We start from the raw sequence: 24,696 nt of genomic DNA on the forward strand, positions 1-24,696 counted from the left end.
TCGCTATCGGACATGAAAGTCGCAATCCAATCATGTAACGGCTGCAAAGAGGCCATCGTGCCCACCCCCGACAGACCTGTGAAAGACCGCTAATGGCGATGTTATCCGCGCATCCCGCCCCGGTGCCGTCCCGTGCGCTTCAGGGCATTCTCTGTATCGAAACCGGCATGCTGCTCTTTGTCGGGCAGGATGTCATAGCGAAAGTTCTGCCCGCGCAGATCCCTGCGGACGAGGCCCTCAAGTGACCCTCGCCGTCCCCCTGCCCGAGCGCGATCTGCGCGGCTATGCGCTGGTGTTCTTCGCGGGCGTGCTGTGGTCCACGGTGGGCCTCGGCATCCGCCTGATCGACGAGGCACAGGTCTGGCAGATCCTGTTCTACCGCTCGATCTCGATGAGCCTGCTACTCTTCGTCGTGATCCGCCTGCGCACCGGCAGGAACCCGATCACCCTTGCCCTGCGCATGGGCTGGCCGGGGGTGATCGGCGGGCTGTCGCTGGTCGCGGCCTATACCGGCGGCATCTACTCGGTGCAGACCACCTCGGTCGCCAACGCGATGATGCTCTTTGCCTCGGCCCCGCTGATGGCCGCCATTCTCGGCCGCCTGATCCTGCGCGAAAGCGTCCGGCCCGCCACATGGGTGGCCATCGCCGTGGCCAGTATCGGCATCGCGATCATGGTCTGGGACAAATCCTCGGGGGCCGCGCTCCGGGGCAATCTCGCCGCCATCGGCTCGGCCCTCGGCTTTGCCTGCTTCACCATCACGCTGCGGTGGGGCAAGGCCACCGAGATGATGCCTGCGGTGTTTCTCTCGGGTCTCTTCGCCGTTCTGATCATGGGCGCGATCTGCCTCGTGCTTGGGCTCGGTTTCACGCTCTCGCCCAATGACACCGGCATTTCACTGGGCATGGGGGTTTTTCAGGTAGGCGCGGGGCTCATCCTCTACACCATCGGATCGAAAACCGTGCCAGCCGCCGAACTGACCCTGTTGTCATTGGCCGAGGTGGTGCTGGGGCCGGTCTGGGTCTGGATGGTGCTGGGCGAGACCGCGACGCCAAACACGCTGATTGGCGGCGCGGTGCTGCTGACAGCCATCGCGGGCAACGCCCTGTCCGGCGCGCGGCGTAGACCACCGCCGCCCATGGTATGACAGCCCCCCTCGGCGATCCCTTGCCGAGGCGCGTTTTTCCTCGGGAATAAAATTGCCCTATCCTGCGTTCGCATCCGTAGAACCCAACACAGGAAGGAGCCCATCATGAAACGCAACCTGATCCTTGCAAGCATCACCAGCCTGGCCTTTGCCGGATGTATCGACACCAGTGACAACCGCGAGGTCACCGGTGCCGCACTCGGTGCAGGCGCGGGGCTGATCGGGGCAGCGGTGTTCGACGTCAACGCCGGCTGGACCGTGCTCTCGACCCTCGCAGGCGCCGCGGCCGGCACACTCATCGCGCGCAACACCCGTTCCAACCAATGCGCCTATGCGAATGGCGACGGCACCTACCGGACGGTGCCCTGCTGAACCGACACTTTAGGATGGCAGTCTTGGGGCGCTCACCCAAAGCCGACGTGCCACTACCGCCGATACTGCCGCGCGAGGCTGACCGGGTCGGCTCCGCAAACATAGCGCGCAAGCGTCCACAGGTTGCGCGCGCCCCGCCGGAACCACCCGTCCCGTCTATACCGCGCCGCCGAGGTTCTTGCCGCCAACGGCAAAAGCGTGATGCGGCCTCGCAAGGCGCGTGCCATCGCCACGTCTTCCATCAACGGAATGTCCTTGTAGCCGCCCACTGCCTCGTACTCAGCGCGCGAAACCAACAAGCCCTGATCGCCATAAGGCAATCCGAACACGCGGCTGCGCAGATTGGCCCAGCCCGCCACCAATGAGGGCATCACCCCGCCGACATCGAACGCCAGCCGGAAAGCCGCAGGCCCATCCGCCTCCATCTGCGTGCGCACCGCTTCGCTCCAGCCCTTGGGCATGACTGTATCGGCATGCAGGAACAAGAGCCATGTCCCCCCGGCCACCTGCGCCCCGCGCCGCATTTGCCCGCCCCGCGACGGGGCCCCTTGCAGGATTAGCGCCCCTGACGCATCGGCCATCTTCAATGTCGCATCGCCAGAGCCGCCATCGGACACGATCAATTCCCGGATCACCCCCGCCTCAAGCCCCTCGATCAGCGCAGCAAGGCACCCCGGCAGCGCCTCGGCCGCATTGAGCGTGGGAATGATCACCGAGAGCGCAGCGCGCATGCAAAGACCCCTTTCGTGTCTGGCCGCGCGACCTATATTACAGTGGAAAGCAGAGGGGAACGGGCATGGCGCGCACAATTTTCGAGATCACTGGCGGAGATGCAGAGCCATTCTTGCAGGGGCTTGTCACCAACGATCTTACAAAGCTCGACCAAGGGCTGCTCTATACCGCGATGCTGACCCCGCAGGGCAAGTATCTGGCCGATTTTTTCCTCCTGCGGCATGGCGATGCGATCTGGCTGGACGTCGATACGGATCTTGCACAGGCGCTCGCGAAACGGCTTGCCATGTATAAGCTGCGCGCGGATGTCGATATATCCGAGATTGACATCAAGGTACGGCGCGGCACGGGCACCGCTCCCGATGGCGCCTTGGGCGACCCCCGCCATCCCGACCTCGGCTGGCGGGCATATGGCGACGAGGGCGGCGATGACGGCAGCAATTTTGACCTGATCCGTGTCGCCCATTGCATCCCGGAAACGGGCATTGAACTCACGCCCGACACCTTCATTCTCGAAGCCGGTCTCGATCGTTTGAACGGCTTGGATTTCAAGAAGGGCTGCTACGTGGGCCAAGAGGTGACGGCGCGCATGAAACACAAGACCGAGCTGCGAAAAGGCCTCGCCTTGGTCGCAGTTGATGGCGCGGCACCGGTGGGCACAGAGATAAAGACGCCCGAGGAAAAACATGCCGGCACGCTCTACACCCAGTCAGGCGGGCGCGGCATCGCCTATCTGCGGTTTGACCGCGCGGGGCCTGGGCTTACGGCCGCAGAGGCTCGTGTCAGCCCTCTCTAGGCGTTGCTAGGCCTCCAGCTCGGCGTCCCAATAGAGAAAATCGAGCCAGCTTTCGTGCAGGTGATTGGGCGGAAACTTGCGCCCCAGATTTCGTAATTGCTCTGCCCCCGGCATCCGGGGCGGCTTGCGGAGCGTGAGGCCAGAGCGCCGCAAGCTCTTTGATCCCTTGCGCAGATTGCAAGGGCTACATGCGGCTACGACATTTTCCCAGCTTGTCACACCGCCGGAGGCACGTGGAACCACGTGGTCAAACGTCAAATCCCCGCGTGCCCCGCAATATTGGCACATGAATTCATCCCGCAGAAATAAATTAAAGCGCGTGAAGGCCACGCGCTTTTGGGGTTTTACAAAGTCTTTCAAGACGATGACAGAGGGTATACGTATCTCGGTACTGGGGCTTCGGACCCAATGGTCATACTCGGCCACGATGTCCACGCGGTCGGACCAGGCGGCCTTGACCGCCTCCTGCCACGTCCAGAGCGACAGCGGATAGTACGAAAGCGGGCGATAATCGGCATTCAAAACGAGCGCCGGAAAGTGCCGCAGTGCTGCGGGTTCTCTAACAAAATCGGTCCTGAAATCGCCGTCCATCTAACTGACTATCCTCTCACCCCGGTCCTGAAGGCCGCAGGTGCCAGATCGGGCACCGCACCCCGTCCTCAATTCACTATATATCGGGATGACAGACTGACAAGCCCGATATGTAGCGCGCGTGCAGAGGTTGTTTACCGACGCCAAGTAACCGCCCTGTGACACTTGACCTATGCCGCCGCACCTTCCTCTTCACTGGCTTGCCGCTGCCACAGGGCCGCGTACCGCCCCTGCTTTGCCAAAAGCTCGGCATGCGTGCCCTGTTCAACCACAACACCTTGATCCAAAACGGCAATCTTGTCTGCATTGGCGACGGTCGACAAGCGATGCGCAATGGTAATCACCGTGCGTCCCTCGGCGGCATGCGCGAGCGCACCCTGAATCTCATGCTCAGTCTGCGTATCAAGCGCACTCGTCGCCTCATCAAGCAGCAGGATCGGCGGGTTTTTAAGCAATGCGCGTGCAATACCCACGCGCTGCTTCTCGCCGCCCGACAACTTCAAGCCGCGCTCGCCGACTTGCGTTGCATATCCGTCCGGCAGGCTGACAATGAAGTCATGGATTTGCGCGGCCCGCGCCGCCGCCTCGATCTCGGCCTGAGTGGCCCCGGCGCGACCGTAGGCGATGTTGTAGCCAATCGTGTCATTGAAGAGAACCGTATCCTGCGGCACGACACCAACTGCCGCGTGCAAACTGTCCTGCGTCACGTCGCGCACATCCTGCCCGTTGATGAGCACCGCGCCCGCCTGTACATCATAAAAGCGAAACAGCAGCCGCCCGATGGTCGATTTCCCGGAGCCTGACGGCCCGACCACGGCAACTGTGCGCCCCTCCGGCACATCCAGCGTAACCCCCTTGAGGATCGGCCTGTCGCTCTCATATCCAAAGTCAATCGCATCAAATCGCACCGATGCTTTTTTTACTTTCAGAACCTTGGCATCAACCTTATCCTCAACATCCGGCTTTTTTTCTAACAAACCGAACATTTCACTCATATCAACCAAAGACTGTCGAATTTCCCGGTAAACGGTACCGAGAAAGTTGAGGGGCATGGTGATCTGGATCATGTAAGCGTTGACCATCACAAAATCACCCACGGTCATTGCGCCGGACTGGACCCCAAAGGCCGCCATCACCATGACGACCACCAAGCCGCCGGTTATCAGTAAGGACTGTCCAAAGTTGAGAAATGCCAGAGAGTAGGATGTCTGTAGCGCCGCTCGCTCATAGCCGGCCATCGCTGCATCGTAGCGTGCCGCTTCCCTGCCCTCTGCGCCGAAATATTTGACTGTCTCGAAATTGAGCAGACTGTCGATTGCCTTTTGGTTGGCGTCGGTATCCTGGTCATTCATTTCCTTGCGCAGCCGCACCCGCCATTCGGTCACCTTGAAGGTGAAGCCAACGTAGGCGGCGATGACGGCTACAACGGCCACCAGATACCAAATGTCAAAAACAACCGCGAGCACCACTCCAATCAAAAGCAACTCAAGCACCAAAGGCCCGATGGAAAACAACAGGAATCGCAGCAGGAATTCCACGCCTTTGACGCCACGTTCAATGATGCGACTGAGACCACCAGTCTTGCGGCTGATATGGTACCGCATTGACATCGCGTGAATATGTTGGAAGGTCTCTAATGCGAGCGCGCGCAGGGCGCGCTGCGCTACCCGCGCGAAAATCACATCACGCAATTGCTGAAAGCCAACCGTCATCAACCGCGCCATGCCGTAGGCCACGGTCAGCCCGACCGCCCCGGCGCCCAACATCCACGCCGCCGATTGCCCTTCTCCTGCGAGCGCATCGACCGCGGCCTTGTAGAAAAACGGCGTGCCGACGCTGATCAGTTTCGCAAGGACAAGCGCGATCACGGCAAATACGACGCGACGCTTGACCCAAGGCTGATCGGCAGGCCACAAATACGGTGCAACGCGGCGCACCACACTCCAGCCATTCGCGGGCGGCTGCGTCGTTGTTATGCTGGCATGGCGCATGAGCTAGCCTTTTCAATCACTTGTCCCAGAGATAGCGCTGAGGAACAAGGATTGCCAGCCCTGCCTATCGCGGCAGCGTAAAGACCTGACCGGGATAGATAAGATCGGGATCGCGAATACGATCCCGGTTGGCCTCGAAGACCCGCACATAAAGGATGCCGCGCCCGTATGTTTCGCGCGAAATCGCCCATAGGGTAGAGCCTGGCTGTACCGTGACGGCCCGGATGGCACGCGTGGCCGTGTCTTTCGCCTCCTCTGCCCTCAAAATAGCTTGATCCTCACGCTTGAACGGAGTCTCGACACGCGAGGTCACTTTGCCGGCACTGTCCACTTCATCAACGCGCAGGGTATAAACGCCGGTATCCACCTCGGGCAACTCGGTCTGCCAGTTTCCGCCAGCCGCGATACGGGACGTTGTGATCGGTTTATTGTCTAGATAAATACGCACGAAACCAGTTCCTTGCGCCCGCCCCGTCAACTCAACTTCGCCATCTGGCGTATAGCTGATCGCATCCAGGGCCACGCTTGACATCACCTCGGGTGCCGGGCCTGAAACCGGTGCCTGAAGCACTCGGATGCCGCTGTCATTAGCCAAGAGGACGGTCTGTCCACGACCGGACACGGGTGATGCAGGATCCACTTTGTCACCGTCGAGATCAGGGATCGTTTCCGGTTGGCCGCCGGCCAACCCCGTCAACGCGTCATCCTCGCCGGACAAGGCTCCGGGCTGCGACGGAGACACGGATTGTGTCTCGGGAGAAATGCTCTCGCCATGCGCTGCATCCTCGTTTTCTGGGATGATTTCGTCAATCTGGGCTGCGGCCTCGGCGATCTCCGGCATAACGTCCGCGTCCTGTCCCATGACCTTTCGGTCAAGCGGCAGCGTCTGAGTGTCTGTGACAGCCTTTCGAACAGGCTCCGGCTCCGGCGCAACCGCATCGGTCAGCGAAACCAGAGCCTCGGTTTGCGGATCGACAGCCTCTACGTTCGGTGTCGGGGCGATAATGATCTCGTCTCGTGATGCGATCTCCTCGCCAGTCTCCCCAGACCGCATGCTAAGCGTAAGGATGCGCGGCGCGTCACTCGTCGGAAGATCAAGGAACTGGACGAATTTTCCTGCATTATCAGAGGCAACAGAGCCAATATTGATGTCGTCCAAAAGAATGGACACATCCCAGCCCGGCTCGCCTTGACCGGCCACGATCATTTGCCCATCCGGCTCTAGCCGAAATGTGTCAATGGCAGGAGACGATGGGATCGGCGGCGTATCCCGCGGTTCAGGTTCAGGTTCAGCCACTTCGGCTTTGTTCACCTCGGGCGTATCGTTGTCGGCCATCTCCGGTTCGGACACCATCTCGGACGCTGGCGCAGGCGCGCGCTCCGTTGTGATCACTGCATCGGGTTCAGCGATCTCGCCGGTATTCCGGTAGACCGTGAATACCACAAGACCGACCGCTGCAAGCCCGGCCACCCCCATCGCAGGCCCAGATCCTAAACCGCCGAATTTACTCATTTTTTCCTTACATCCCCATGCCGTGGCCCGCTGCCAGGTTGCCCGACAATAGCAACAAGGCTATCAGGGGTCAAAGCAACCGTTTATCAGTCCGGAGTCACGCAATGCCAGCCCCTTCCGTTTGTGTTTTTTGCGGTGCGCGCTCTGGCCGCAACACGAGGTATGAAGACGCGGCGACCGCTGTCGGCACAATGTTGGCAAGCCATGGCTGGCGGCTGGTTTTTGGCGCGGGCGACGTGGGTTTGATGGGTGCCACCGCCCGCGCCGCACAGGCCGCCGGGGGCAGCACGTTCGGGGTGATACCGAAACATCTCGTATCCAGAGAAATGGGCAAACGCGACCTGACACAATATGTCGTGACAGAGACAATGCATGAACGGAAAAAGGTCATGTACATGAATTCCGACGCCATCGTTGTATTGCCCGGCGGCGCAGGATCACTTGACGAATTCTTCGAAGTCCTGACCTGGCGGCAGCTCGGATTGCATGACAAACCTATTTTCCTTTTGAGTACAGATGCCTACTGGACACCTCTGACACATTTGCTGGATCATGTGATTTCCGAGGGATTTGCCGACCAAAGCCTCAACACCTTTGTACAAACCGTTGATACCATTCAGGATTTGACAACTGCTCTTCGCGCCGCCCTATCCTGACGCAGACTCGCGGTAGTATAGATCGCAAGTGCGGTCCAGATCATCGCGAAGGCGACGGCATGCCAAAAACTGAACGCCTCGCGGAAGATCAGCATCGCGACCAAAAATTGAATCGTCGGATTTGTGTACTGCACCAGCCCGACTGTGGCGAGCGTGACGCGCTTGGTGGCGTAGCTGAACAGAATAAGAGGCGTACCCGTCAGGATGCCCGAGAATGCCAGCAAAAGGCTATCATGCCAATTGATACCGAAAGCCCCATGACCATCAGCGTGAAAATACCATAAAACGCCCAGAGCAATCGGCGAAAGGAGCAAAACCTCTGCCGTGACGGACACGACCGGCCCCACTGAAAGGCCTTTTTTAACAAGGCCATACAGTCCAAAGCTGGTGGCCAGAACAAGCGCGATCCAAGGCGGGACGCCAAGGCCGACTGTCAGCGTCGCAACCGCGCAGAGTGCGAGCCCAACTGCAAAGAGCTGTGCCTTTCCAAGACGCTCACGGAAAGCGAGTGCCCCCAGAAGAACCGCCACAAGGGGGAAAATATAGTAACCAAGAGACGCCTCCATCGCGCGCCCGACATGGATAGAGGTGATGAAAACGAACCAGTTTGTCGAAATCGTCAGGGCGGCAAACCCGATCATCATCAATGAGCGCCGCTCTGCAAGAGCTTGGCCAAGAACGGATATACGCCCTTGCAGGAAGAGGATAGACGCAAAGAACGCACAGGACCAAAGGGTGCGATGGGCGAGAATCTCAATCGGCGGAACATGATCGAGCAATTTGTAATAAATGCCAGAAAGGCCCCAGATCGTACAGGCCGCAACCATCGCGATGATGCCTTTGGTCGCCTCGCGCATTTCAAACCTGCCCTATTCGCTGAGTTATCCTTGTGCTGCCGCAAGCAGGCGGCGGGGGCAAGGTGAAAGCGACATCTCGTACATTTTGCAAGCCGTTTAGTAGACCCGGCCCGGACGCGCGCCGCCCGGGTCATCGCGCCCCAGACCGGATCACAGCCGCGCTAGAGCTTAGGGTCGAGTTCCACCTTTAGAAGCTTCTCGACCGCGTCGAGCGGATGGTTTGCGAGATCGTTGGGAATCTCGGCAACGACCTTGTCCTGCACCTCTTTGTGAAGATGCTGCCGAAGGTCCCCCAGAACATGCGGCGCTGCAACGAGCACGATGCGCTGAAAATCGCCGCGATGCGCATATTTATAGAGGGTATCGGCCAGCTCATGCGCAAACCGTTCCTTGGCCAGTTCGTGCCAGTCGGTATCGTCCATTGCCGAGCTTTGCCCGACCCCGGTATCCTGCTTGCGTCCGGGGCGGTTCGCGGACTGGTCGTAATCCGACGGATTCTCCTGTTCGTTCTTGCGAACCACATCAAGTGCGGGCGAAATGGCATCCACGCTGTTACGCAAGAAAAGCGCCTTTTCGCCATCCGCGATCAACACCCATGTGCCGTTTGTCAGAACAGCCATTACATCTTCTCCTTGTCGCCGCTCTCGTCCTGATCCTGCGCGGTCTCACGGGTCTTGCCCGCCGAGGTCTCGTCGTGGCGCTTCTTCTCGTCACGGGTTCCTATTTTACGGGCGATCTCGCCCCCTGCACGGCCCGCAGCGGAAGGCGACTGTCTCATGTTTTCGGTTTTTTCGCCAAGGATCTCTTCGGTTTCCCGGCTGCCATCGGTTGATTTCACGCGGTCGGCCATAGGGCACCTCCTTTGTACATTGCTTCATGGGGAAAACGTGTGGAAGAGCTCCAGGTTCCGTCAGAAAACCACGTCGGATCAAAGATCTACTCAGTGACACGCAACAAAAAGGCCCGCCAAATTGGCGGGCCTTCTGCGATCGGGTCAGGCCCGGGATCACATGCGCGAGGCGACGTTTTCCCAGTTCACCAGTTTGTCGAGGAAGTTCTGCAGATAAGCCGGACGCTTGTTGCGGAAGTCGATATAGTAGGAATGCTCCCACACGTCACAGCCCAGCAGTGCCGTCTGGCCAAAGCAGAGCGGGTTCACGCCGTTCTCGGTCTTGGTCACCTTGAGCGCGCCATCGGTGTCCTTGACAAGCCAAGCCCAGCCAGAGCCGAACTGACCGGCCCCTGCGGCGGCGAAATCTTCCTTGAACTTGTCGAGCGAGCCAAAGCTTTCGGTGATCGCCTTTTCCAACTCGCCGGGCATGCCGGTGCCGCCGGGGGCCATCATCTCCCAGAACTGGTTGTGGTTCCAGTATTGCGAGGCGTTGTTGAAGATGCCGGACTGCGCGACGGCCTTGGGATCATAGGTACCCTTGATGATCTCTTCGACCGATTTGCCCTCCCACTCGGTGCCGGCCACGGCCTTGTTGCCATTGTCGACATAGGCCTTGTGGTGGATATCGTGGTGATATTCCAGCGTCTCGCGGCTCATGCCGTGATCGGCGAGCGCGTCATGCGAATACGGAAGGTCGGGAAGTTCAAAAGCCATGGGTATGCCCCCTGTTCGTTAGCGTTAAAATCTGATGTCCCTTACATGGTGGGCGGATCGGGCAAAGGTCAACCCTGCAGGCCGGAGTTTTTCTGTCGGGATTGCCCCGGCTCAGCCGTAGATCTCCACCTCACCGCCCGGCAGGGCGGCGGTTTTCAGCAGATTGAAGGCATAGTCGGCCACCGAGCGAAAGCAGATGAGGTGGAAGGTGCCCGCCTCATCCAGCCAGAACGCGGCCGGCACCTGCGCCATGCGGGTGCGGCGGAACATGCCGGGGGTAAAGGCGGCCTCCGACAGGTCCACCGGGCAGAGCTTGGCGAGGGTTTCCCGCGCGCCCGCGCCCGACAGGTGCAGGTAGGTGCGCGCGTCCGAGACGTTGACAGCGAGGAAATGCTGGCCCTTGAGCGCCTCCTCCAGGGTCGCGATGGTCTGGGACACGCTGTCATAGGCGCAGATCAGCAAGAGCTCATCCGGTGACATCCAGAGTACGGCACTGCCCTGCCCGCTCACCGCCTGACGCTGCGCGGGTATATCGAGGCCGACGGCCTTTTGGACAGCGTCCTTCACCTCTTTGGACGCCAGATCCCCGCGCAGGGTGATCATGCCGGTCAGGCCCGCGTCCTCAATCGTGGCGAGCCCCTCGAAGCGGGCCCCGTTCAGGGGGGTTACGGCCTCAGACATTCTGCTTCTCCCCGTCCTTGTCGTAGAAGATGGGATCGACGATCTTCGCTTTCACGATGCCGCCGTCGACCTTGGGAAATTCCAGCACCTCGCCCATGCGATCCGGCCCGTGATGCACAAGGCCCATGGCGATGCCGCGCCCGAGCGTGGGCGAGTGGTAGGTGGAGGTCACACGCCCTTGGGTGTTGCGCTGACCGTTGGCGTTCGTGCCCGGGGCCGTGGCGTAGGCACCGTCGGGCAGCACCTCACCCTCGAGCGTCTCCAGACCGACCAGCTTCCAGCGATTGGGGTCGGCCATGTGCTCACGTTCCTGTGCGCGCTTGCCGAGGTAGTCCTCTTTCTTCTTGGAAATCGCCCAGTCCATGTTGAGATCCTGCGGAATGACGGTGCCGTCGGTCTCGTCGCCGATCATGATAAAGCCCTTCTCGGCGCGCATGACGTGCATCCCCTCGGTGCCATAAGGGGTGACGCCGTATTCCTCGCCCGCCTCCAGCAGCGCGTCCCACAGGGCGCGGCCATGGCTGGCAGGCACCGACAGCTCAAAGCTCAGCTCACCGGCAAAGGAGATGCGGAAGACGCGCGCCGGGATGCCCGCGACGGTGATCTCGGTCCAGCCCATGAAGGTCAGCGCGTCAGCGCTGATATCGTCCCCAGTCAGCTTTTCGATCACCTTGCGAGAGTTCGGCCCGGCGACACCGATCTGCGCGTATTGCTCGGTGACGTTGGCGGTGTAGACCTTCCAGTCCCACCACTCGCATTGCAGCCAGTCTTCCATGTGGCCATGGATCACATCCGCCCCGCCGGTGGTGGTGTGGACAAGGAACGTGTCCTCATCCAGCCGCGCAACCACACCGTCATCCATCAGAAAACCGTTCTCGTTGCACATCAGGCCATAGCGGCAGCGCCCCGGCTTCAGCGTGGACATCATGTTGGTGTAGAGCATGTCCATGAACCGGCCCGCATCCGGCCCCTTGACGATGATCTTGCCTAGGGTCGAGGCGTCGAGCAGCGCAAGGCTGGCCCGCGTCTGCTTGATCTCGCGGTTGACGGCCTCGTGACGTCCCTCTTCGCCCTTGGGGAAGCAATAGGGGCGACGCCATTGACCGACCGGCTCGAAATCGGCACCATTGGCCTCGTGCCAGCCATGCATCGGTGTCTTGCGAATGGGCTGGAAAATCTCGCCCTTGGCCTCACCCGCGATCGACGAGAGCGAAATCGGCGTGTAGGGTGGGCGGAAAGTGGTGGTGCCGGTCTGCGGAATGGGCTGGCTCAGCGCATCCGACAAGATCGCCAAGCCATTGATATTGCTGAGCTTACCCTGATCCGTGGCCATGCCGAGCGTGGTGTAACGCTTGGCATGCTCGACTGACTCATAGCCCTCGCGTGCGGCAAGCTGCACGTCCGACACCTTCACATCGTTCTGGTAATCGAGCCAGGATTTCATCCGCAGCTTGATGCCCGCGCCCTGCGGCATCAGCCAGACGGGCTGCATCGGGGCCTCCTCCGAGGTGCTGGCTTCAGGGGCCTTGCCCTTGGGCTTATGGCCCATGGCCTTTGCCGCCGCCTGACCGGCTTCATGCGCGTCGCGCACAACGCTGGCCAAATCGCCCGCGCCATTGGCGGCCCCGGCGGGGATCACGAACCCCTCGCCGTTGGCGCCTTTCGGCGGGTTCGCCGGGTCGGGGCGGAAATGCGCATGCGCCTCATCCCAGATCAGCTTGCCACCGCAATGCGACCACAGATGCACCACCGGCGACCAGCCGCCGGACATCGCTACCGCGTCGCACTTGATCTCTTCCAGCACCGCGCCTTCGCCCGCCTGCGCGCAGATGGCGACGCCTTCGACGCGCTTGCCGCCCTTGACCTTTGCGATGCCTTTGCCGTTTTCCACGCGGATACCAAGCGCGCGCGCCTCATCCGCCAGCGCCCCGCCACCCGATTGACGGGCGTCGAGGATGACGGGAATTTCAAGGCCAAGCTGCTTGAGCGTGATGGCGGTGCGGTACGCGTCGTCGTTGTTGGTGACAACCACGGTGCGGTCACCGATAGACACACCAAAATCGACCGCGTAATCGCGCACCGCCGAGGCGAGCATGACGCCGGGAATGTCATTGCCCGCAAAGCTGAGCGGGCGCTCGATGGCCCCGGTCGCGGTCACGATCTGCCCCGCGCGGATGCGCCAGAGGCGGTGACGCGGCGCATCGCTGCCGGGTGTGTGATCGGCGACACGCTCATAGCCCAAGGCATAGCCGTGATCGTAGACCCCTGCACCCATGCACCGGTTGCGCAGGGTGACATTGGGCATGCCTTGCAGTTTTGCAATCGTGGCATCGACCCAATCCGCGACCGGCTGGCCGTCCACCTCGCCCCCATCGACCGGCGCGCGGCCACCCCAATGGGCGGTCTGCTCGATCAGCATGACCTTTGAGCCGGCCTCTGCCGCAGTCACAGCGGCTTGCAGACCGGCCACGCCGCCGCCCACGACAAGCACATCGCAGAAGTAGTAGAAATGCTCATAGCGGTCCGGATCGCCGGGATTGGACGCCTTGCCCAGACCCGCCGACTGGCGGATGAACGGCTCGTAGACATGTTTCCAGAACGGGCGAGGGTGGATAAACGTCTTGTAATAGAAGCCCGCGGGCAGGAAGCGCGCGAATGCCGTGTTGACCGCGCCGATATCGAAATCGAGGCTCGGCCAATGGTTCTGGCTGATGCAGGTCAGCCCGTCGAACAATTCAGTCGTGGTAACGCGCTGATTGGGCTCGAACCGGGTGCCCTCGCCCAGACCGACAAGCGCGTTGGGCTCTTCCGCGCCAGAGGCGACGATGCCGCGCGGGCGGTGGTATTTGAACGACCGGCCCACCAGCATCTGGTCATTGGCCAAGAGCGCCGAAGCGAGCGTGTCGCCGGGATGGCCCTTCAGGCGCTTGCCGTTGAAGGTGAACGCGATGGCGCGGTTGTGATCGACGAGGCGACCGGTCTTGGCCAGACGTGTGCTCATATCTTGAACCCTCGGGCCCTTTGGGCGGGCGTTGTTTTGTGAGTATTTTTGGAACAGTGAAAGGTCATGCGAATTCCCGCCATGTCCAGCCGGGGCGCTTGGCGGTGATCGCGTCGCGGATCTCCTTCGGCGGCTCCAGCGTCTGCGCGGGGTATGTGCCGTAGACCTCCAGCGTCACGGTATCACGGGCGGCGTGAAACCACTTGCCGCAGCCGTTATTGTGTCGCCACCGCTCGAAATGCACGCCTTTGGGGTTTTCCTTGGCGAACATGTAGGTGTGAAACTCGTCATCCGACGCGCCGGGGCCGAACCGCTTGAGATGCGCCTCGCCGCCCTGGTGAAATTCGGTCTCTTCGCCCGTAACGCCGCAGCAGGGGCAGGTGAGGATCAGCATGGGTCAAGTCCTCCTTAGTGGGCGACGCCAGCGGCGACGGATTCATCAATGAACCGGCCCTGATAAAACCGGTCGAGGCCAAACTCGTCGCAGAGCGGAGAATGCCCCTTGGCCATAAGTTCGGCAAAGCCACAGCCAGAACCGGGGATCGCCTTGAAGCCGCCCGTACCCCAGCCCGCGTTGATGAAGATGCCCTCGACGGGGGTTTTCGAGAGGATCGGCGAGCGATCCCCGGTGACGTCCACGATCCCGCCCCATTGGCGCAGCATCTTGAGCCGCGCAACCATCGGGAAGGTCTCGACCAGCGCGCGCACGGTTTCCTCCGCATGGTGGAACGAGCCGCGCTGCGTGTAGTTGTTATAGCCGTCGGTACCGCCGCCGATCACCATTTCGCCCTTGTCGGACTGGCTCATGTAGCCATGCACGGTGTTGGCCATTACGACGCAATCCATGCAGGGCTTGATCGGCTCGCTGACGAGTGCCTGAAGCGCGACGGATTCGATGGGCAGGCGGAAGCCCGCCATATCGGCGAGGTGGCCCGAGTGACCGGCCACGACCAGCCCCAGCTTGTCACAGGCGATGTCGCCGCGATTGGTGGTGACGCCGGTGACCTTGCTGCCCTCGCGGCTGATCCCGGTCACTTCGCATTTCTGGATGATGTCCATGCCCATGGCCGAACAGGCGCGCGCATAGCCCCAGGCCACGGCGTCATGCCGCGCGGTGCCCGCGCGCGCCTGCCAAAGGCCGCCCAGCACCGGATAACGCGGACCGTCTAGATTGATGATCGGCACGATCTCCTTGACCCGCTGCGGCGAGATGAACTCGGTCGTGACACCCTGAAGGGCGTTGGCATGCGCGGTGCGCTGATAGCCGCGCACCTCGTGCTCGGTCTGCGCCAGCATGATCACACCGCGCGGCGAATACATGACGTTGTAGTTGAAATCCTGGCTCAGCGTCTCGTAGAGCGAGCGCGATTTCTCGTAGATCGCCGCCGACGGGTCCTGCAGATAGTTGGACCGGATGATGGTAGTGTTGCGGCCGGTATTGCCCCCGCCAAGCCAGCCCTTCTCCAGGATCGCGACATTGGTGATGCCGAAATTCTTGCCGAGGTAATAGGCCGTGGCCAGACCATGCCCGCCCGCGCCCACGATGATGACATCGTATTTCTTCTTCGGCTCGGGCGAGGCCCAGGCGCGCTCCCACCCCATGTGGTAACGCAGGGCTTCGCGGGCGACGGCAAAGGCGGAATAGTGTTTCATGCGCGCTCTCGGGGTTGTTGGATTCGCAAGGGGCGTAGCGTTGGCACCGTAATGCGACGGACGGGCCGGGGAAAGGATACCCGGGGCGGCGATTTCCGTATCAATAGCGACATTGCGACATCGCAGCGCGAAGGCGGCGCGGGGAAGTGACCATATGCCTCTTTTTTCCACGCGCGCGGGTCGTTACATGGGGGCCAGTTATCCAAGGAGAGATCATGGCATTCTGGATCATCGTGGCGGCCCTTGCGATCGGGGTCGGGGCCATTCTGGGGCTGACCCTGATGCGTGGTCGGGTGGGCGAGGCACCGCCCGCAGCCTATGACCTCGACGTCTACCGTGACCAACTGCGCGAGATCGACCGCGACCTGAAACGCGGCGTACTTGAGGCCGAGGATGCCGAGCGGCTGCGCGCCGAGATTTCGCGCAAGATCCTGGCCGCCGATGCGCAGCTGCGCGCGGGCGGCGAGAGCGGCGGGCAGCCCAAGGCGCTCGGGTTGGTGATGGCCGGTGTGGTGGTGGCAATGATCACCGGCGGTGGCGTGTTGCTTTATTCCCAGATCGGCGCACCGGGCTATGGCGACCTCCCGATGGCCACGCGGATCGCCAATTCCGAGGCCGCGCGCGAGGCGCGGCTGGATCAGGAGACCGCCGAAGAGCGGTTTGCGCCCGAGCCGACCGGCCTGCCCGATGGCACCAGTGACGAGTATATGGCGCTGGTTGAGCGGCTGCGCGAGACTGTGGCGGAACGCCCCAATGACCAGCAGGGCCTGCGCTTTCTGGTGCGCAGTGAGGCGGCACTCGGCAATATGACAGCGGCGCGAGAGGCGCAGGCGCAGCTCATTGAGGTGAAGGGTGAGGCGGCCACCGCCGACGATTACGCCACGCTGGCCGAGTTGATGATCAACGCCACGAATGGCTATGTCTCGAGTGATGCCGAAGCCGCACTGCGCGCCGCCCTCGACCGCAACCCGCGCGCGCCGACCGCGCGATTCTACCTTGGCCTCTACATGACGCAGATCGACCGGCCCGATGCCGCGTTCCGGCTGTGGCGCGATCTGCTGGAAGAGAGCACCCCCGACGCGCCTTGGATCGCACCCATTCGCGCGGGTATCGAGGAACTGGCGGCGCGAGCGGGCGAACGCTATGAGCTTCCACCGCAGGGCGGCGCGCCCGGCCCCTCGGCGGGCGATATAGACGCCGCCGAGGAGATGGACCCCGAGGCCCGGCAAGAGATGATCCGGGGCATGGTGGCAGGGCTGGCGAGCCGTCTGGCCGACGAGGGCGGCACCGCCGAGGACTGGGCGCGGCTGATCAACGCCTATGGCGTCTTGGGTGAGACCGAGCGCGCGCGCCGCATCTGGACCGAGGCGCAGGCGGTTTTCGCCGAGTTCCCGCGCCGCCTTGCCACCGTGCGGGCCGCGGCGGAGAACGCGGGCGTGGCAGAGTGATCGTCGAGGATATCGCCACGTTCGCCGCCGCCCTGCCGCGCGCGCGGGCCGTGATGGGCCTCGATCTGGGGACCAAGACCATCGGCGTGGCGCTCTCCGACAGGCTCTGGTCGGTGGCGAGCCCGCATGAGACGGTGAAGCGCCGCAAGTTCACGTTGGACGCCGAGCATCTGCTAAAGGTCATCGCGGCGCGCGAGGTGGGCGGCGTGATCCTCGGCCTGCCGCGCAACATGGATGGCAGCGAGGGGCCAAGATGCCAGTCGACCCGCGCCTTTGCGCGTAATCTGGAACGGCTCACCGATTTGCCGATCAGCTACTGGGACGAGCGTTTGTCGACCGTGGCCGCCGAACGCGCCCTGCTGGAGGCGGATGCGACCCGAAAGCGTCGCGCAGAGGTGATCGATAGCGTCGCTGCATCCTATATCCTGCAAGGGGTGCTGGACCGGATGAGGCATATGAGGGCAGAGCATGACGGATGAAACACCGTGGCAGCGCGACGAGGTCGAAAGCCCCTGCGTGCGGGTCTGCGTGGTGCACCCCGAGGCACGGATCTGCACCGGCTGCCTGCGCTCCATCGACGAGATCACCCGCTGGTCGAAGATGAGCGGCACCGAGCGGCGCGAGGTGATGGCCGCCCTGCCCGACCGCGCCGGACTGCTGAAAAAGCGCCGTGGCGGGCGTGCGGCGCGGCTGGAACGCCGCTGAGCCGCAGCTGAAGCGACAGGCATGACGCCCGTGCAAAGCAGGTTTGCATACATTGGTATGGGAAAATGCTGCATCGCAGTATATATATTATGCAAACGCGGCATATGCAGGAGCGACACGCCATGGCCTTTTCATCCCACACCACCCCTCGGGAACCTTTCTTGGGGAATATCAGCCGGTTGGCACTTGCTCCCTTCCGTGCGGTCGACTCATTCTTTCAGTCAATCATCACTGCGAACCAAGTGGTGCGCGACGTTGAATACATGTCACAGCTGAGCGATGCCAAGTTGGCAAAGATGGGCGTGAATCGCGAAGACATCGTGACCTATGTCGCACGGAAATCAGGTACAATCAGCGCCGTCTGATCTGGCAAACGCGATTTCGGACCGCGCCACGCGCGCTCCAAACGAACAAAGCCCCGGCGCTCGCGTCGGGGCTTTGTTTTTGGCATACTCTGGCGAAGCGGCGCACGCGGAGCCGGTGATGGCCCCGCGCGACCAACGACGTTACGCCACGTTGCGATCATTCGCGTCAAGCCTAGCGTTCACGGTGTCGACGATGCCCGAAAATTCGGCGGTATCCACACCTTGCTGCTCGGCAATGAGCTTGACCAGCATATCGACTCGTTCGATGCGGTTTGCACCGCCCTCGATTGCACGCGCCGCCGAAGAAGGCTTGAGCAGACCGTTGGCGGCATTGGCGTATTTGGTGAAAGGTACTGCATCGTCAGCATCCGCTCCGAGGCGGCGAACAACCTCGTCAACCATGCTGTAGATCCGTTCGGACAGTTCGGGATCACCATGAACGGCCTCTTTGATCGGACGGGCACCATCGGACAGAACACAACGGTAATTGCCAGTCAGCAACATGCTCCACTTTGCGAACGGCACAAAGAGCGAATCGAACACACGCAGTTTCACCGGTACATCCTTGCCGTCCACCTTGACGGCATCGATGGCGTTTTCGAGATCCCGCAGGATGCGGTTATGGGCCTCGTCCTCGAACGGCGCGGCCTTGAAATTGGTCGGTAGGCCCACATGCAGAGTGTTGGCCCCATCTTCTGGAACACGGTAGGCCTGCGGATCGGGGCTGCACAGAGTGACTGTCCCGGGCGTAAAGTCTGCCCAGGCCCGCGGGCAGGTATAGGCCGCCTCAAGGCGCGACGTGTCGAGCCCCTCGATCCGGCGCAAATAGGGCAAAGGCGGCATGTTCATGATCGACAGGCAAGGCGTGCCCGCCGCGGCGATCCGGCCAAGCAGGTCCACTATGTTGTCGGCGCAATATTGCGGCTCGGACATGGCAAGCGCCACCAGATCGTAATCGGCAGGATTCACATCCTCGGGTGTCAGAGCATTTAGCTTTCCGGGCAGGTCATGCGAGGGGAACGAACGATGCTCGTCCTCGTCGCGCAGCTTGATGCGCACATCTGTGCCTTCGGCATTGATTAGATCGGCTGTCGCCTGACGGCAGACCAATGTCACATCCTGTCCGGCCATCAGCAGCTTGGTGCCTAGAAGTGAGCCATAAGAGGCCCCGAGGATTACGATGCGATACGCCATGTCTGTCCTTTCCGACTGCTGTTACGTCGTCTTTTCAATTCAACGCTCATTATATGGCAATGCGGCGATTCCACTACGAAATAAATGTCAATGTGTGTATGGTAAATCTTACAAATCTAATTTTTGTAATGTTGTAAGGATTCTCGCATGGCAAAAACCCTGATCGGGCCCCGGCTGCGCCAGTTGCGGCGAGAACGCGGACAAACTCAGGCCGAAATGGCCCGAAAGCTCGGAGTAAGCGCCTCTTACATCAATCTTTTGGAGAACAATCAGCGCAGCCTCTCTGTACAACTGCTCATGAGCGTCGCTGATGTCTACGCGGTGGACTGGCGCGACCTGACAAGAGATGAAAGCGCGCGCCGGGTCGCGGATCTGCGCAATGCGGTGCGCGACCCCGTATTTTCCGGCGACCAACCCGATATTCAGGAATTGCGCGGGGCGGTCGATCATGCGCCGCGTCTGGTTGATCGTTTCCTCGAATTGCATGGCGCCTACCGCACGGCCTTGGAAAAGATCCTCAGTCTTGCGGGAGACAACAATGCCGACGAGTTGTTACGAAGCTCCCCCGAGACCGTGATTCACGACTTCTTTCGAGATCACGGCAATCATTTTCCTGAGTTGGAGCAGGCGGCGGAGGCCGCGTGGCAAAGCGACTTCGCCTCACCAGAGGACCGGTTCTTCAATCTGCGGCGGCGCCTGGAAGAACGCCACGGCGTGACCACTCAGATCCGGCGCATTGGCGATCTGGGGGATGCATTGCGCTACTACGATGAGACAGAGGGCGTCGTGCATCTGTCACAGGCGCTCAATACCGCCAACCGGGTCTTTCAGCTGGCGCATGTGCTGTGCCTCGTCGAATACCCCGAGGTTCTGTCGGCCATTGTCGAGCGCAGCGGCCTCGATTCGCAGCATGCACTGGCGCGGCTTCGGGTGGAGCTCGCCAATTACTTCGCAGCCGCCCTGCTCATGCCCTATGACGCCTTTCTGCGCGAAGCCGAAGCCGCACGTTACGACCTCGACCGGATTGCCGCAGTCTTCAGCACATCTTTCGAACAGGTCTGCCAGCGCCTCACGACCCTGCAGCGGGAGGGGGCACGCGGCGTGCCGTTTTTCTTCCTGCGCATCGACAAGGCCGGAAACGTGACAAAACGCTTCAATTCGACTTCGTTCCATCTAGCGGAGTATGGTGGCTCGTGCCCGGTCTGGAACATTCACACTGCGTTTTACACCCCCGGTGTTATGATGCCGCAATTTGTCGAAATGCCGGACGGCGCACGCTATTTCACGGTCAGCCGAACGGTGCATAGACCGGTGTTCAGCGAAGAGACACAGGACCGCCGCCTGACCCTCGCCCTAGGATGCGAGGCGAAATACGCGCATCGACTGCGCTACGCGTCCAGCTACAATTTCGACGATCCCAAGCTCTATGCCCCGATCGGACTGAATTGCAATCTTTGCCCCCGTCAGGCCTGTTCGCAGCGCGCGCATCAGCCGCTCTTGATGGAATTGCCGATTGACGAGCACAGGCGCGGCAGCACTCGCTATGAAAGTTGAAAAGGGGGGCTGGTGTGGCCCAGCCCTTTGCATTTCGTGGTGCAGGCGAGCGACACGAAGGCTCAGGGTGCGACGACCGCTCCGGGCCATTCTTGTGGGCTGAGGTATGGCAATGAGGTCGACAGGAATGGCCTGGAGCGGACCTCGGAGCCTCCCGCGCGAACAGCACCGAAGGTGCCGCGCGATCGCCGGGCCGTCCCGCGGCCTGGCGATTTGATAGGGCGCGCAACGTGTTGAATTTTGTATGACTTGGCTAGGATAAAGCGCCCGCACCAGCAGTTGCCTCGCCAGTCCCCGGCCCTGCGACCGCGCGGCACTTTCGACCGGTCAATCAATGTCCGCTCCAGGCCAATAACCGGTCCGACATCAGAGGCTCTGTGCCCCAGTCAGGGTCGGAGCAGTATTTTACCGTGATGGTTCCCGCCTTCCATCAACCTGTGTGCCTCGGCAGCCTCGGCCAATGGCAGCACTTTGTAGGTGACAGGGCGCAAAGCGTTTTTCGCGAAGAGCGGCCAGACCTCGGACCGCAGCGCCTCGGCAACCCGCGTCTTGAACGCCTCTGACCGGGAGCGCAACGTTGATCCGGTATAGCTGATCCGCTTGAGCATCATCGGCATTAGATCAATCTCAACCTTCGAGCCTTTGTTGAACGCCAACTGAATGATCCGCGCATCATGGCGCGCGGCCTTTATGTTGCGCGCGACATAGTCGCCGCCAATGATGTCGAGGATGATGTCCGCGCCACCCGCCTCACGAGTGATGGCCACGAAATCCTCGGTTCGAAAGTCGATCGTCCGCGCGGCCCCCAGAGAGGTGGCAAACTCCGCCGCATCGTCAGAGCCTACGGTTGTGAGCACGTTGAGGCCCATCGCCCGCCCAAGTTGCAGGGCAGTGGAGCCGATGCCGCCCGCGCCGCCATGGACGAGGAAATTGCCATCTTCCGGCAATGCGTGATCCAGAAACACGTTGCTCCAGACGGTAAAGAACGTCTCGGGCAAGCCAGCCGCCCCGACCTCGTCGACACCTTGCGGAACAGGCAGGCAGTGGGATGCGTCCACCGCCACGTATTCGGCGTAGCCGCCGCCATTGGTTAGCGCACAGACACGGTCACCCGGTTGCCAGTCGTTGACGCCGTCACCGCAGGCAACCACCTCGCCCGACACCTCCAGGCCGAGAAGATCAGAGGCGCCCTTGGGAGGTGGATAATGCCCGCGCCGTTGCACGAGATCGGGTCCGTTCACACCGGCCGCTGTCACGCGGATCAACACTTCGCCCGCGCCGCATGTGGGCAATTTACGACGTCCGGGTACGAGAACCTCTGCCGCACCGGGCTCTGACATCTCGACGACGGCCATGTCATCTGGAAGCGACGCCATCATTTGGCCCCGGTCTTGTTGGAATGAGCAGAAGCCCGTGCGATGGCGCTCGCCACGTCGTCGGCATCCGCCGCGATCTCGACACCTGTCGCCCGCAGGCGGGCAATCTTGTCGGCTGCCGAGCCACCGCCGAGAGCCGATAGCGTACCGCCATGGCCCATCCGGCGCCCGCGCGGGGCGTGCCGCCCGACGACGAGGGCCACCACGGGCTTGCCATAATCCACAGTCTCCAGATAAGCAGCGGCCTCTTCTTCACCGCGCCCGCCGATCTCGCCGATCAGCACAACCACCTCCGTCTCGGGATCGTCGCGGAACCGCTTGAGGCAGTCCACAAAGCCCACGCCATGCAGCGTGTCGCCACCAATCCCGACGGTGGTGGATTGTCCGAGTCCCGCTTTGCTGCATTGTGCAAGGATTTCCGAGGTCAGCGATGCAGAGCGTGAGGCGATGCCGATATGGCCCGGCTTGGCGTTGCCGGTGGGCATCACGCCGATCTTGCACTGACCCGGCGTCAGAATGCCCTGGGAATTAGGGCCGATCAGAACGCAATCGGTGCCAAGCAGCGCTTGCTTGACCCGGCTCATGTCATGTTGCGGGACGCGCTCGGTCACGCAGACGATCACGCCGATCCCGGCGTCGATCGCCTCGAGCATGGCGGCGCCGGCTTGTTGGGCGGGCACAATGACGAGGCTTGCATTGGCCTGCGTCGCGTCAACAGCCTCTTGGACAGAGTCAAAGAGTGGCAGACCCAGATGCGAGCCGCCGCCCTTGCCGGGACGCACGCCGCCGACGCAAGTTGTACCATAACGCATCGCTTCATCGGTGTAGAACGTGCCGGAGCGTCCGGTCATCCCCTGCACGATCACCCGCGTTTCAGAATTGACAAAGATCGCCATCAGCGTGCCCTCCCTTGGCTTGCCAGCTCCGCCACGCGACCGACGGCGGCGGTGATCGTGTCGAAGCTTTCGACCGGCACCTTGCGTTCGCGCAGGATACGGTGCCCCCAATCGGCGTGTTTGCCCGAGATATAGGCGATCACCGGCAGCTTGCGCTTGGCCTTGGCATAGGCGAAGTTCACGCCTTCCGCCACCGTGTCCGCCGAGGTCATGCCGCCGCCATGGATTGTCAGAAGGATCGCACGCACGCGGTCGTCACCCAGCAGGATCTCTATCCCGCGCGCCACGTCCATGCTGCTGGCCGTCGTGCGGATATCCATGAAATTCGCCGGTTTGCCACCAGCATCCATGATCATGTCATTGGTGGCAAGGCCGAGGCCCGCACCATTGGCGACGACCCCGATATTGCCATCGAGCCGCACGAGATTGATATTGTGTCTCTGGGCCGCCAATTCATCGGCGGGCGCCGGGCGGTCGGCCACCATGGAGGCAAACTCGGGGCGGCGGAACCCGGCATTGGGATCAATTGCGACCTTGGCATCGACGGCGATCCAGCGCCCGTCGGCGCTGCGCGCGAAGGGATTGATCTCGACGAGGGTCATGTCGTTGCTCATGAACGCCAGCCGTGCGGCATAAATCGCGTCAATCGCCGCGTCCTGCGCGTCGGTCATGCCGATGCCTGTCAGGAATGTCGCGAGCGCGTCGCGCGCCTCGGCGCTGTCGGGCGGCAGGGCGCAGCCCTGAACGGTATCCTCGTCCATGCGCGCACGCTGCTCAAACTCCACACCGCCCGCGCCCGATGCCAGCAGGATCGGCGCCCCGCTCGACGGGTCGAGCGCGATGGCCACAAAACAGCTTTGCACGATGTCAATCGCCGCTTCAATGTGAACCAGTTCGACCGTTTCACCCGCCGACCCGGTTTGCTCGGTGACGAGCACGTCTCCAAGCAGCCGACGCGCCTCATCCGCGACATTGGACGGGGTTGCGGCAAACCGGATACCCCCGGCCAGGCCACGTCCCCCTGCGCCGATCTGTGCCTTCACGACATATTTGCGTGCATCAATGTCCTTGCAGAGCCGTTGCGCGTCTTCAGGCGAACGCGCCTGACGTCCATCGGGTACGACTACACCATATTGCGCAAGCAATTCCTTGGACTGGTATTCTGCTAGAAACATCGGAGGCGTCTCCTCTATGGGTATAATTTCTGGTATGCCAGCGGCCAAATCGAGTCAACGCCTCCGGGGATCTACACCTTATTGGACAGCGGCATCAGCCGATCGCCTTGAGCACGGCCTCGCCGAGGCCCGCGGGGCTGTCGGCGACGGTGATGCCGGCGGATTTCATCGCCTCGATCTTGTCGTCGGCGCCGCCCTTGCCGCCCGCCACGATGGCACCGGCATGGCCCATGCGGCGGCCCGGGGGGGCGGTGCGTCCGGCGATGAAGCCTGCCGTGGGTTTCCAGCGGCCACGTTTCTTTTCGTCGGCGAGGAACTGTGCGGCGTCTTCTTCGGCGGAGCCGCCGATTTCGCCGATCATGATGATCGATTGCGTCTCGTCATCGG

At 61.8% G+C, this 24,696-nt stretch carries 26 protein-coding genes and 1 pseudogene; 10 read left to right on the forward strand and 17 right to left on the reverse strand.

What is annotated here, in order from left to right; translation table 11 throughout:
• Positions 1–92 precede the first annotated feature (92 nt).
• From Q0X85_RS04945 to Q0X85_RS04955, 3 genes are all read left to right on the forward strand, one after another.
• Positions 93–245: a hypothetical protein gene (locus tag Q0X85_RS04945; RefSeq protein WP_297769793.1), complete on the forward strand. Its 153-nt coding sequence runs from the start codon at positions 93–95 to the stop codon at positions 243–245.
• The gene (locus tag Q0X85_RS04950; RefSeq protein ID WP_297769795.1) at positions 242–1,147 is read left to right on the forward strand and encodes a DMT family transporter; all 906 of its coding nucleotides are present in this window, start codon (positions 242–244) and stop codon (positions 1,145–1,147) included. Before Q0X85_RS04945 ends, Q0X85_RS04950 begins: the two co-directional genes overlap by 4 nt.
• 105 nt (positions 1,148–1,252) lie before the next feature.
• Entirely contained in the window at positions 1,253–1,519 is a 267-nt protein-coding gene (locus Q0X85_RS04955; RefSeq protein ID WP_297769797.1) for a glucose-6-phosphate isomerase, read from the forward strand.
• 53 nt (positions 1,520–1,572) lie between these two features.
• Here Q0X85_RS04955 and Q0X85_RS04960 read toward each other — a convergent pair whose 3' ends face one another.
• Positions 1,573–2,250, reverse strand: coding sequence for a TIGR04283 family arsenosugar biosynthesis glycosyltransferase (locus Q0X85_RS04960; protein ID WP_297769799.1), 678 nt, complete (start codon positions 2,248–2,250; stop codon positions 1,573–1,575).
• A gap of 65 nt (positions 2,251–2,315) precedes the next feature.
• Between Q0X85_RS04960 and Q0X85_RS04965 the strand changes: the two genes are divergently transcribed.
• Positions 2,316–3,047: a folate-binding protein gene (locus Q0X85_RS04965; RefSeq protein ID WP_297769801.1), complete on the forward strand. Its 732-nt coding sequence runs from the start codon at positions 2,316–2,318 to the stop codon at positions 3,045–3,047.
• Positions 3,048–3,053: 6 nt separating this feature from the next.
• Here the strand turns inward: Q0X85_RS04965 and Q0X85_RS04970 are convergent, their stop codons facing one another.
• The 3 genes from Q0X85_RS04970 to Q0X85_RS04980 form a co-directional block, all read right to left on the reverse strand.
• Entirely contained in the window at positions 3,054–3,638 is a 585-nt protein-coding gene (locus tag Q0X85_RS04970; RefSeq protein ID WP_297769804.1) for an HNH endonuclease, read from the reverse strand.
• 170 nt (positions 3,639–3,808) lie between these two features.
• A complete protein-coding gene (locus Q0X85_RS04975; protein ID WP_297769807.1) occupies positions 3,809–5,629 on the reverse strand; it encodes an ABC transporter ATP-binding protein/permease in 1,821 nt (606 codons plus the stop codon).
• Positions 5,630–5,693: 64 nt separating this feature from the next.
• Positions 5,694–7,142, reverse strand: a complete 1,449-nt coding sequence (locus tag Q0X85_RS04980; protein WP_297769810.1) for a LysM peptidoglycan-binding domain-containing protein — start codon at positions 7,140–7,142, stop codon at positions 5,694–5,696.
• A gap of 104 nt (positions 7,143–7,246) precedes the next feature.
• Between Q0X85_RS04980 and Q0X85_RS04985 the strand changes: the two genes are divergently transcribed.
• The gene (locus tag Q0X85_RS04985; RefSeq protein WP_297769878.1) at positions 7,247–7,798 is read left to right on the forward strand and encodes a TIGR00730 family Rossman fold protein; all 552 of its coding nucleotides are present in this window, start codon (positions 7,247–7,249) and stop codon (positions 7,796–7,798) included.
• Here the strand turns inward: Q0X85_RS04985 and rarD are convergent.
• From rarD to Q0X85_RS05025, 8 genes are all read right to left on the reverse strand, one after another.
• Positions 7,759–8,655, reverse strand: a complete 897-nt coding sequence (rarD, locus tag Q0X85_RS04990; protein WP_297769813.1) for an EamA family transporter RarD — start codon at positions 8,653–8,655, stop codon at positions 7,759–7,761. The two genes, Q0X85_RS04985 and rarD, sit on opposite strands and share 40 nt — an antisense overlap.
• A 161-nt stretch (positions 8,656–8,816) precedes the next feature.
• Positions 8,817–9,275, reverse strand: coding sequence for a host attachment family protein (locus Q0X85_RS04995; protein WP_297769816.1), 459 nt, complete (start codon positions 9,273–9,275; stop codon positions 8,817–8,819).
• Complete coding sequence (locus Q0X85_RS05000) at positions 9,275–9,505, reverse strand: hypothetical protein (protein ID WP_297769818.1); 231 nt, start codon at positions 9,503–9,505, stop codon at positions 9,275–9,277. The genes Q0X85_RS04995 and Q0X85_RS05000 overlap by 1 nt, the downstream gene beginning before the upstream one ends.
• Before the next feature lie 156 nt (positions 9,506–9,661).
• The gene (locus Q0X85_RS05005) at positions 9,662–10,261 is read right to left on the reverse strand and encodes a superoxide dismutase (protein ID WP_297769821.1); all 600 of its coding nucleotides are present in this window, start codon (positions 10,259–10,261) and stop codon (positions 9,662–9,664) included.
• A 111-nt stretch (positions 10,262–10,372) separates the two neighbouring features.
• The gene (locus Q0X85_RS05010) at positions 10,373–10,942 is read right to left on the reverse strand and encodes a sarcosine oxidase subunit gamma family protein (RefSeq protein WP_297769823.1); all 570 of its coding nucleotides are present in this window, start codon (positions 10,940–10,942) and stop codon (positions 10,373–10,375) included.
• On the reverse strand, positions 10,935–13,943 hold the full coding sequence (locus Q0X85_RS05015; RefSeq protein ID WP_297769826.1) for a sarcosine oxidase subunit alpha family protein: 3,009 nt from the start codon (positions 13,941–13,943) through the stop codon (positions 10,935–10,937). Before Q0X85_RS05015 ends, Q0X85_RS05010 begins: the two co-directional genes overlap by 8 nt.
• A gap of 64 nt (positions 13,944–14,007) precedes the next feature.
• Complete coding sequence (locus Q0X85_RS05020; protein ID WP_297769828.1) at positions 14,008–14,337, reverse strand: sarcosine oxidase subunit delta; 330 nt, start codon at positions 14,335–14,337, stop codon at positions 14,008–14,010.
• Between the two features lie 14 nt (positions 14,338–14,351).
• Positions 14,352–15,596: a sarcosine oxidase subunit beta family protein gene (locus tag Q0X85_RS05025; protein WP_297769830.1), complete on the reverse strand. Its 1,245-nt coding sequence runs from the start codon at positions 15,594–15,596 to the stop codon at positions 14,352–14,354.
• A 215-nt stretch (positions 15,597–15,811) separates the two neighbouring features.
• Between Q0X85_RS05025 and ccmI the strand changes: the two genes are divergently transcribed.
• From ccmI to Q0X85_RS05045, 4 genes are all read left to right on the forward strand, one after another.
• Positions 15,812–17,044: a c-type cytochrome biogenesis protein CcmI gene (gene ccmI, locus Q0X85_RS05030; protein ID WP_297769833.1), complete on the forward strand. Its 1,233-nt coding sequence runs from the start codon at positions 15,812–15,814 to the stop codon at positions 17,042–17,044.
• On the forward strand, positions 17,041–17,523 hold the full coding sequence (gene ruvX, locus Q0X85_RS05035) for a Holliday junction resolvase RuvX (protein ID WP_297769836.1): 483 nt from the start codon (positions 17,041–17,043) through the stop codon (positions 17,521–17,523). Before ccmI ends, ruvX begins: the two co-directional genes overlap by 4 nt.
• The gene (locus Q0X85_RS05040) at positions 17,513–17,749 is read left to right on the forward strand and encodes a DUF1289 domain-containing protein (protein WP_297769839.1); all 237 of its coding nucleotides are present in this window, start codon (positions 17,513–17,515) and stop codon (positions 17,747–17,749) included. The genes ruvX and Q0X85_RS05040 overlap by 11 nt, the downstream gene beginning before the upstream one ends.
• A gap of 122 nt (positions 17,750–17,871) precedes the next feature.
• Positions 17,872–18,114 (forward strand): hypothetical protein, encoded by a 243-nt coding sequence (locus Q0X85_RS05045; RefSeq protein WP_297769842.1) that lies wholly within the window; start codon positions 17,872–17,874, stop codon positions 18,112–18,114.
• Between the two features lie 141 nt (positions 18,115–18,255).
• Here the strand turns inward: Q0X85_RS05045 and Q0X85_RS05050 are convergent, their stop codons facing one another.
• Positions 18,256–19,308, reverse strand: coding sequence for a 2-dehydropantoate 2-reductase N-terminal domain-containing protein (locus Q0X85_RS05050; RefSeq protein ID WP_297769845.1), 1,053 nt, complete (start codon positions 19,306–19,308; stop codon positions 18,256–18,258).
• Positions 19,309–19,455: 147 nt separating this feature from the next.
• On the opposite strand from Q0X85_RS05050, the gene Q0X85_RS05055 reads away from it, so the two are divergent.
• Positions 19,456–20,862, forward strand: coding sequence for an XRE family transcriptional regulator (locus tag Q0X85_RS05055; RefSeq protein ID WP_297769848.1), 1,407 nt, complete (start codon positions 19,456–19,458; stop codon positions 20,860–20,862).
• A gap of 386 nt (positions 20,863–21,248) precedes the next feature.
• Here the strand turns inward: Q0X85_RS05055 and Q0X85_RS05060 are convergent, their stop codons facing one another.
• The 4 genes and pseudogenes from Q0X85_RS05060 to Q0X85_RS05075 form a co-directional block, all read right to left on the reverse strand.
• Positions 21,249–22,238 (reverse strand): NAD(P)H-quinone oxidoreductase, encoded by a 990-nt coding sequence (locus tag Q0X85_RS05060; protein ID WP_297769851.1) that lies wholly within the window; start codon positions 22,236–22,238, stop codon positions 21,249–21,251.
• A complete protein-coding gene (gene sucD, locus Q0X85_RS05065; RefSeq protein WP_297769854.1) occupies positions 22,238–23,134 on the reverse strand; it encodes a succinate--CoA ligase subunit alpha in 897 nt (298 codons plus the stop codon). The genes Q0X85_RS05060 and sucD overlap by 1 nt, the downstream gene beginning before the upstream one ends.
• A complete protein-coding gene (locus tag Q0X85_RS05070; RefSeq protein ID WP_297769856.1) occupies positions 23,134–24,309 on the reverse strand; it encodes an ATP-grasp domain-containing protein in 1,176 nt (391 codons plus the stop codon). The genes sucD and Q0X85_RS05070 overlap by 1 nt, the downstream gene beginning before the upstream one ends.
• Before the next feature lie 94 nt (positions 24,310–24,403).
• Positions 24,404–24,696: pseudogene (locus Q0X85_RS05075) on the reverse strand (succinate--CoA ligase subunit alpha); the annotation flags it as partial.

Origin of the sequence: uncultured Roseovarius sp. (assembly GCF_947259555.1) — a bacterium.
GTDB lineage: Bacteria > Pseudomonadota > Alphaproteobacteria > Rhodobacterales > Rhodobacteraceae > Roseovarius.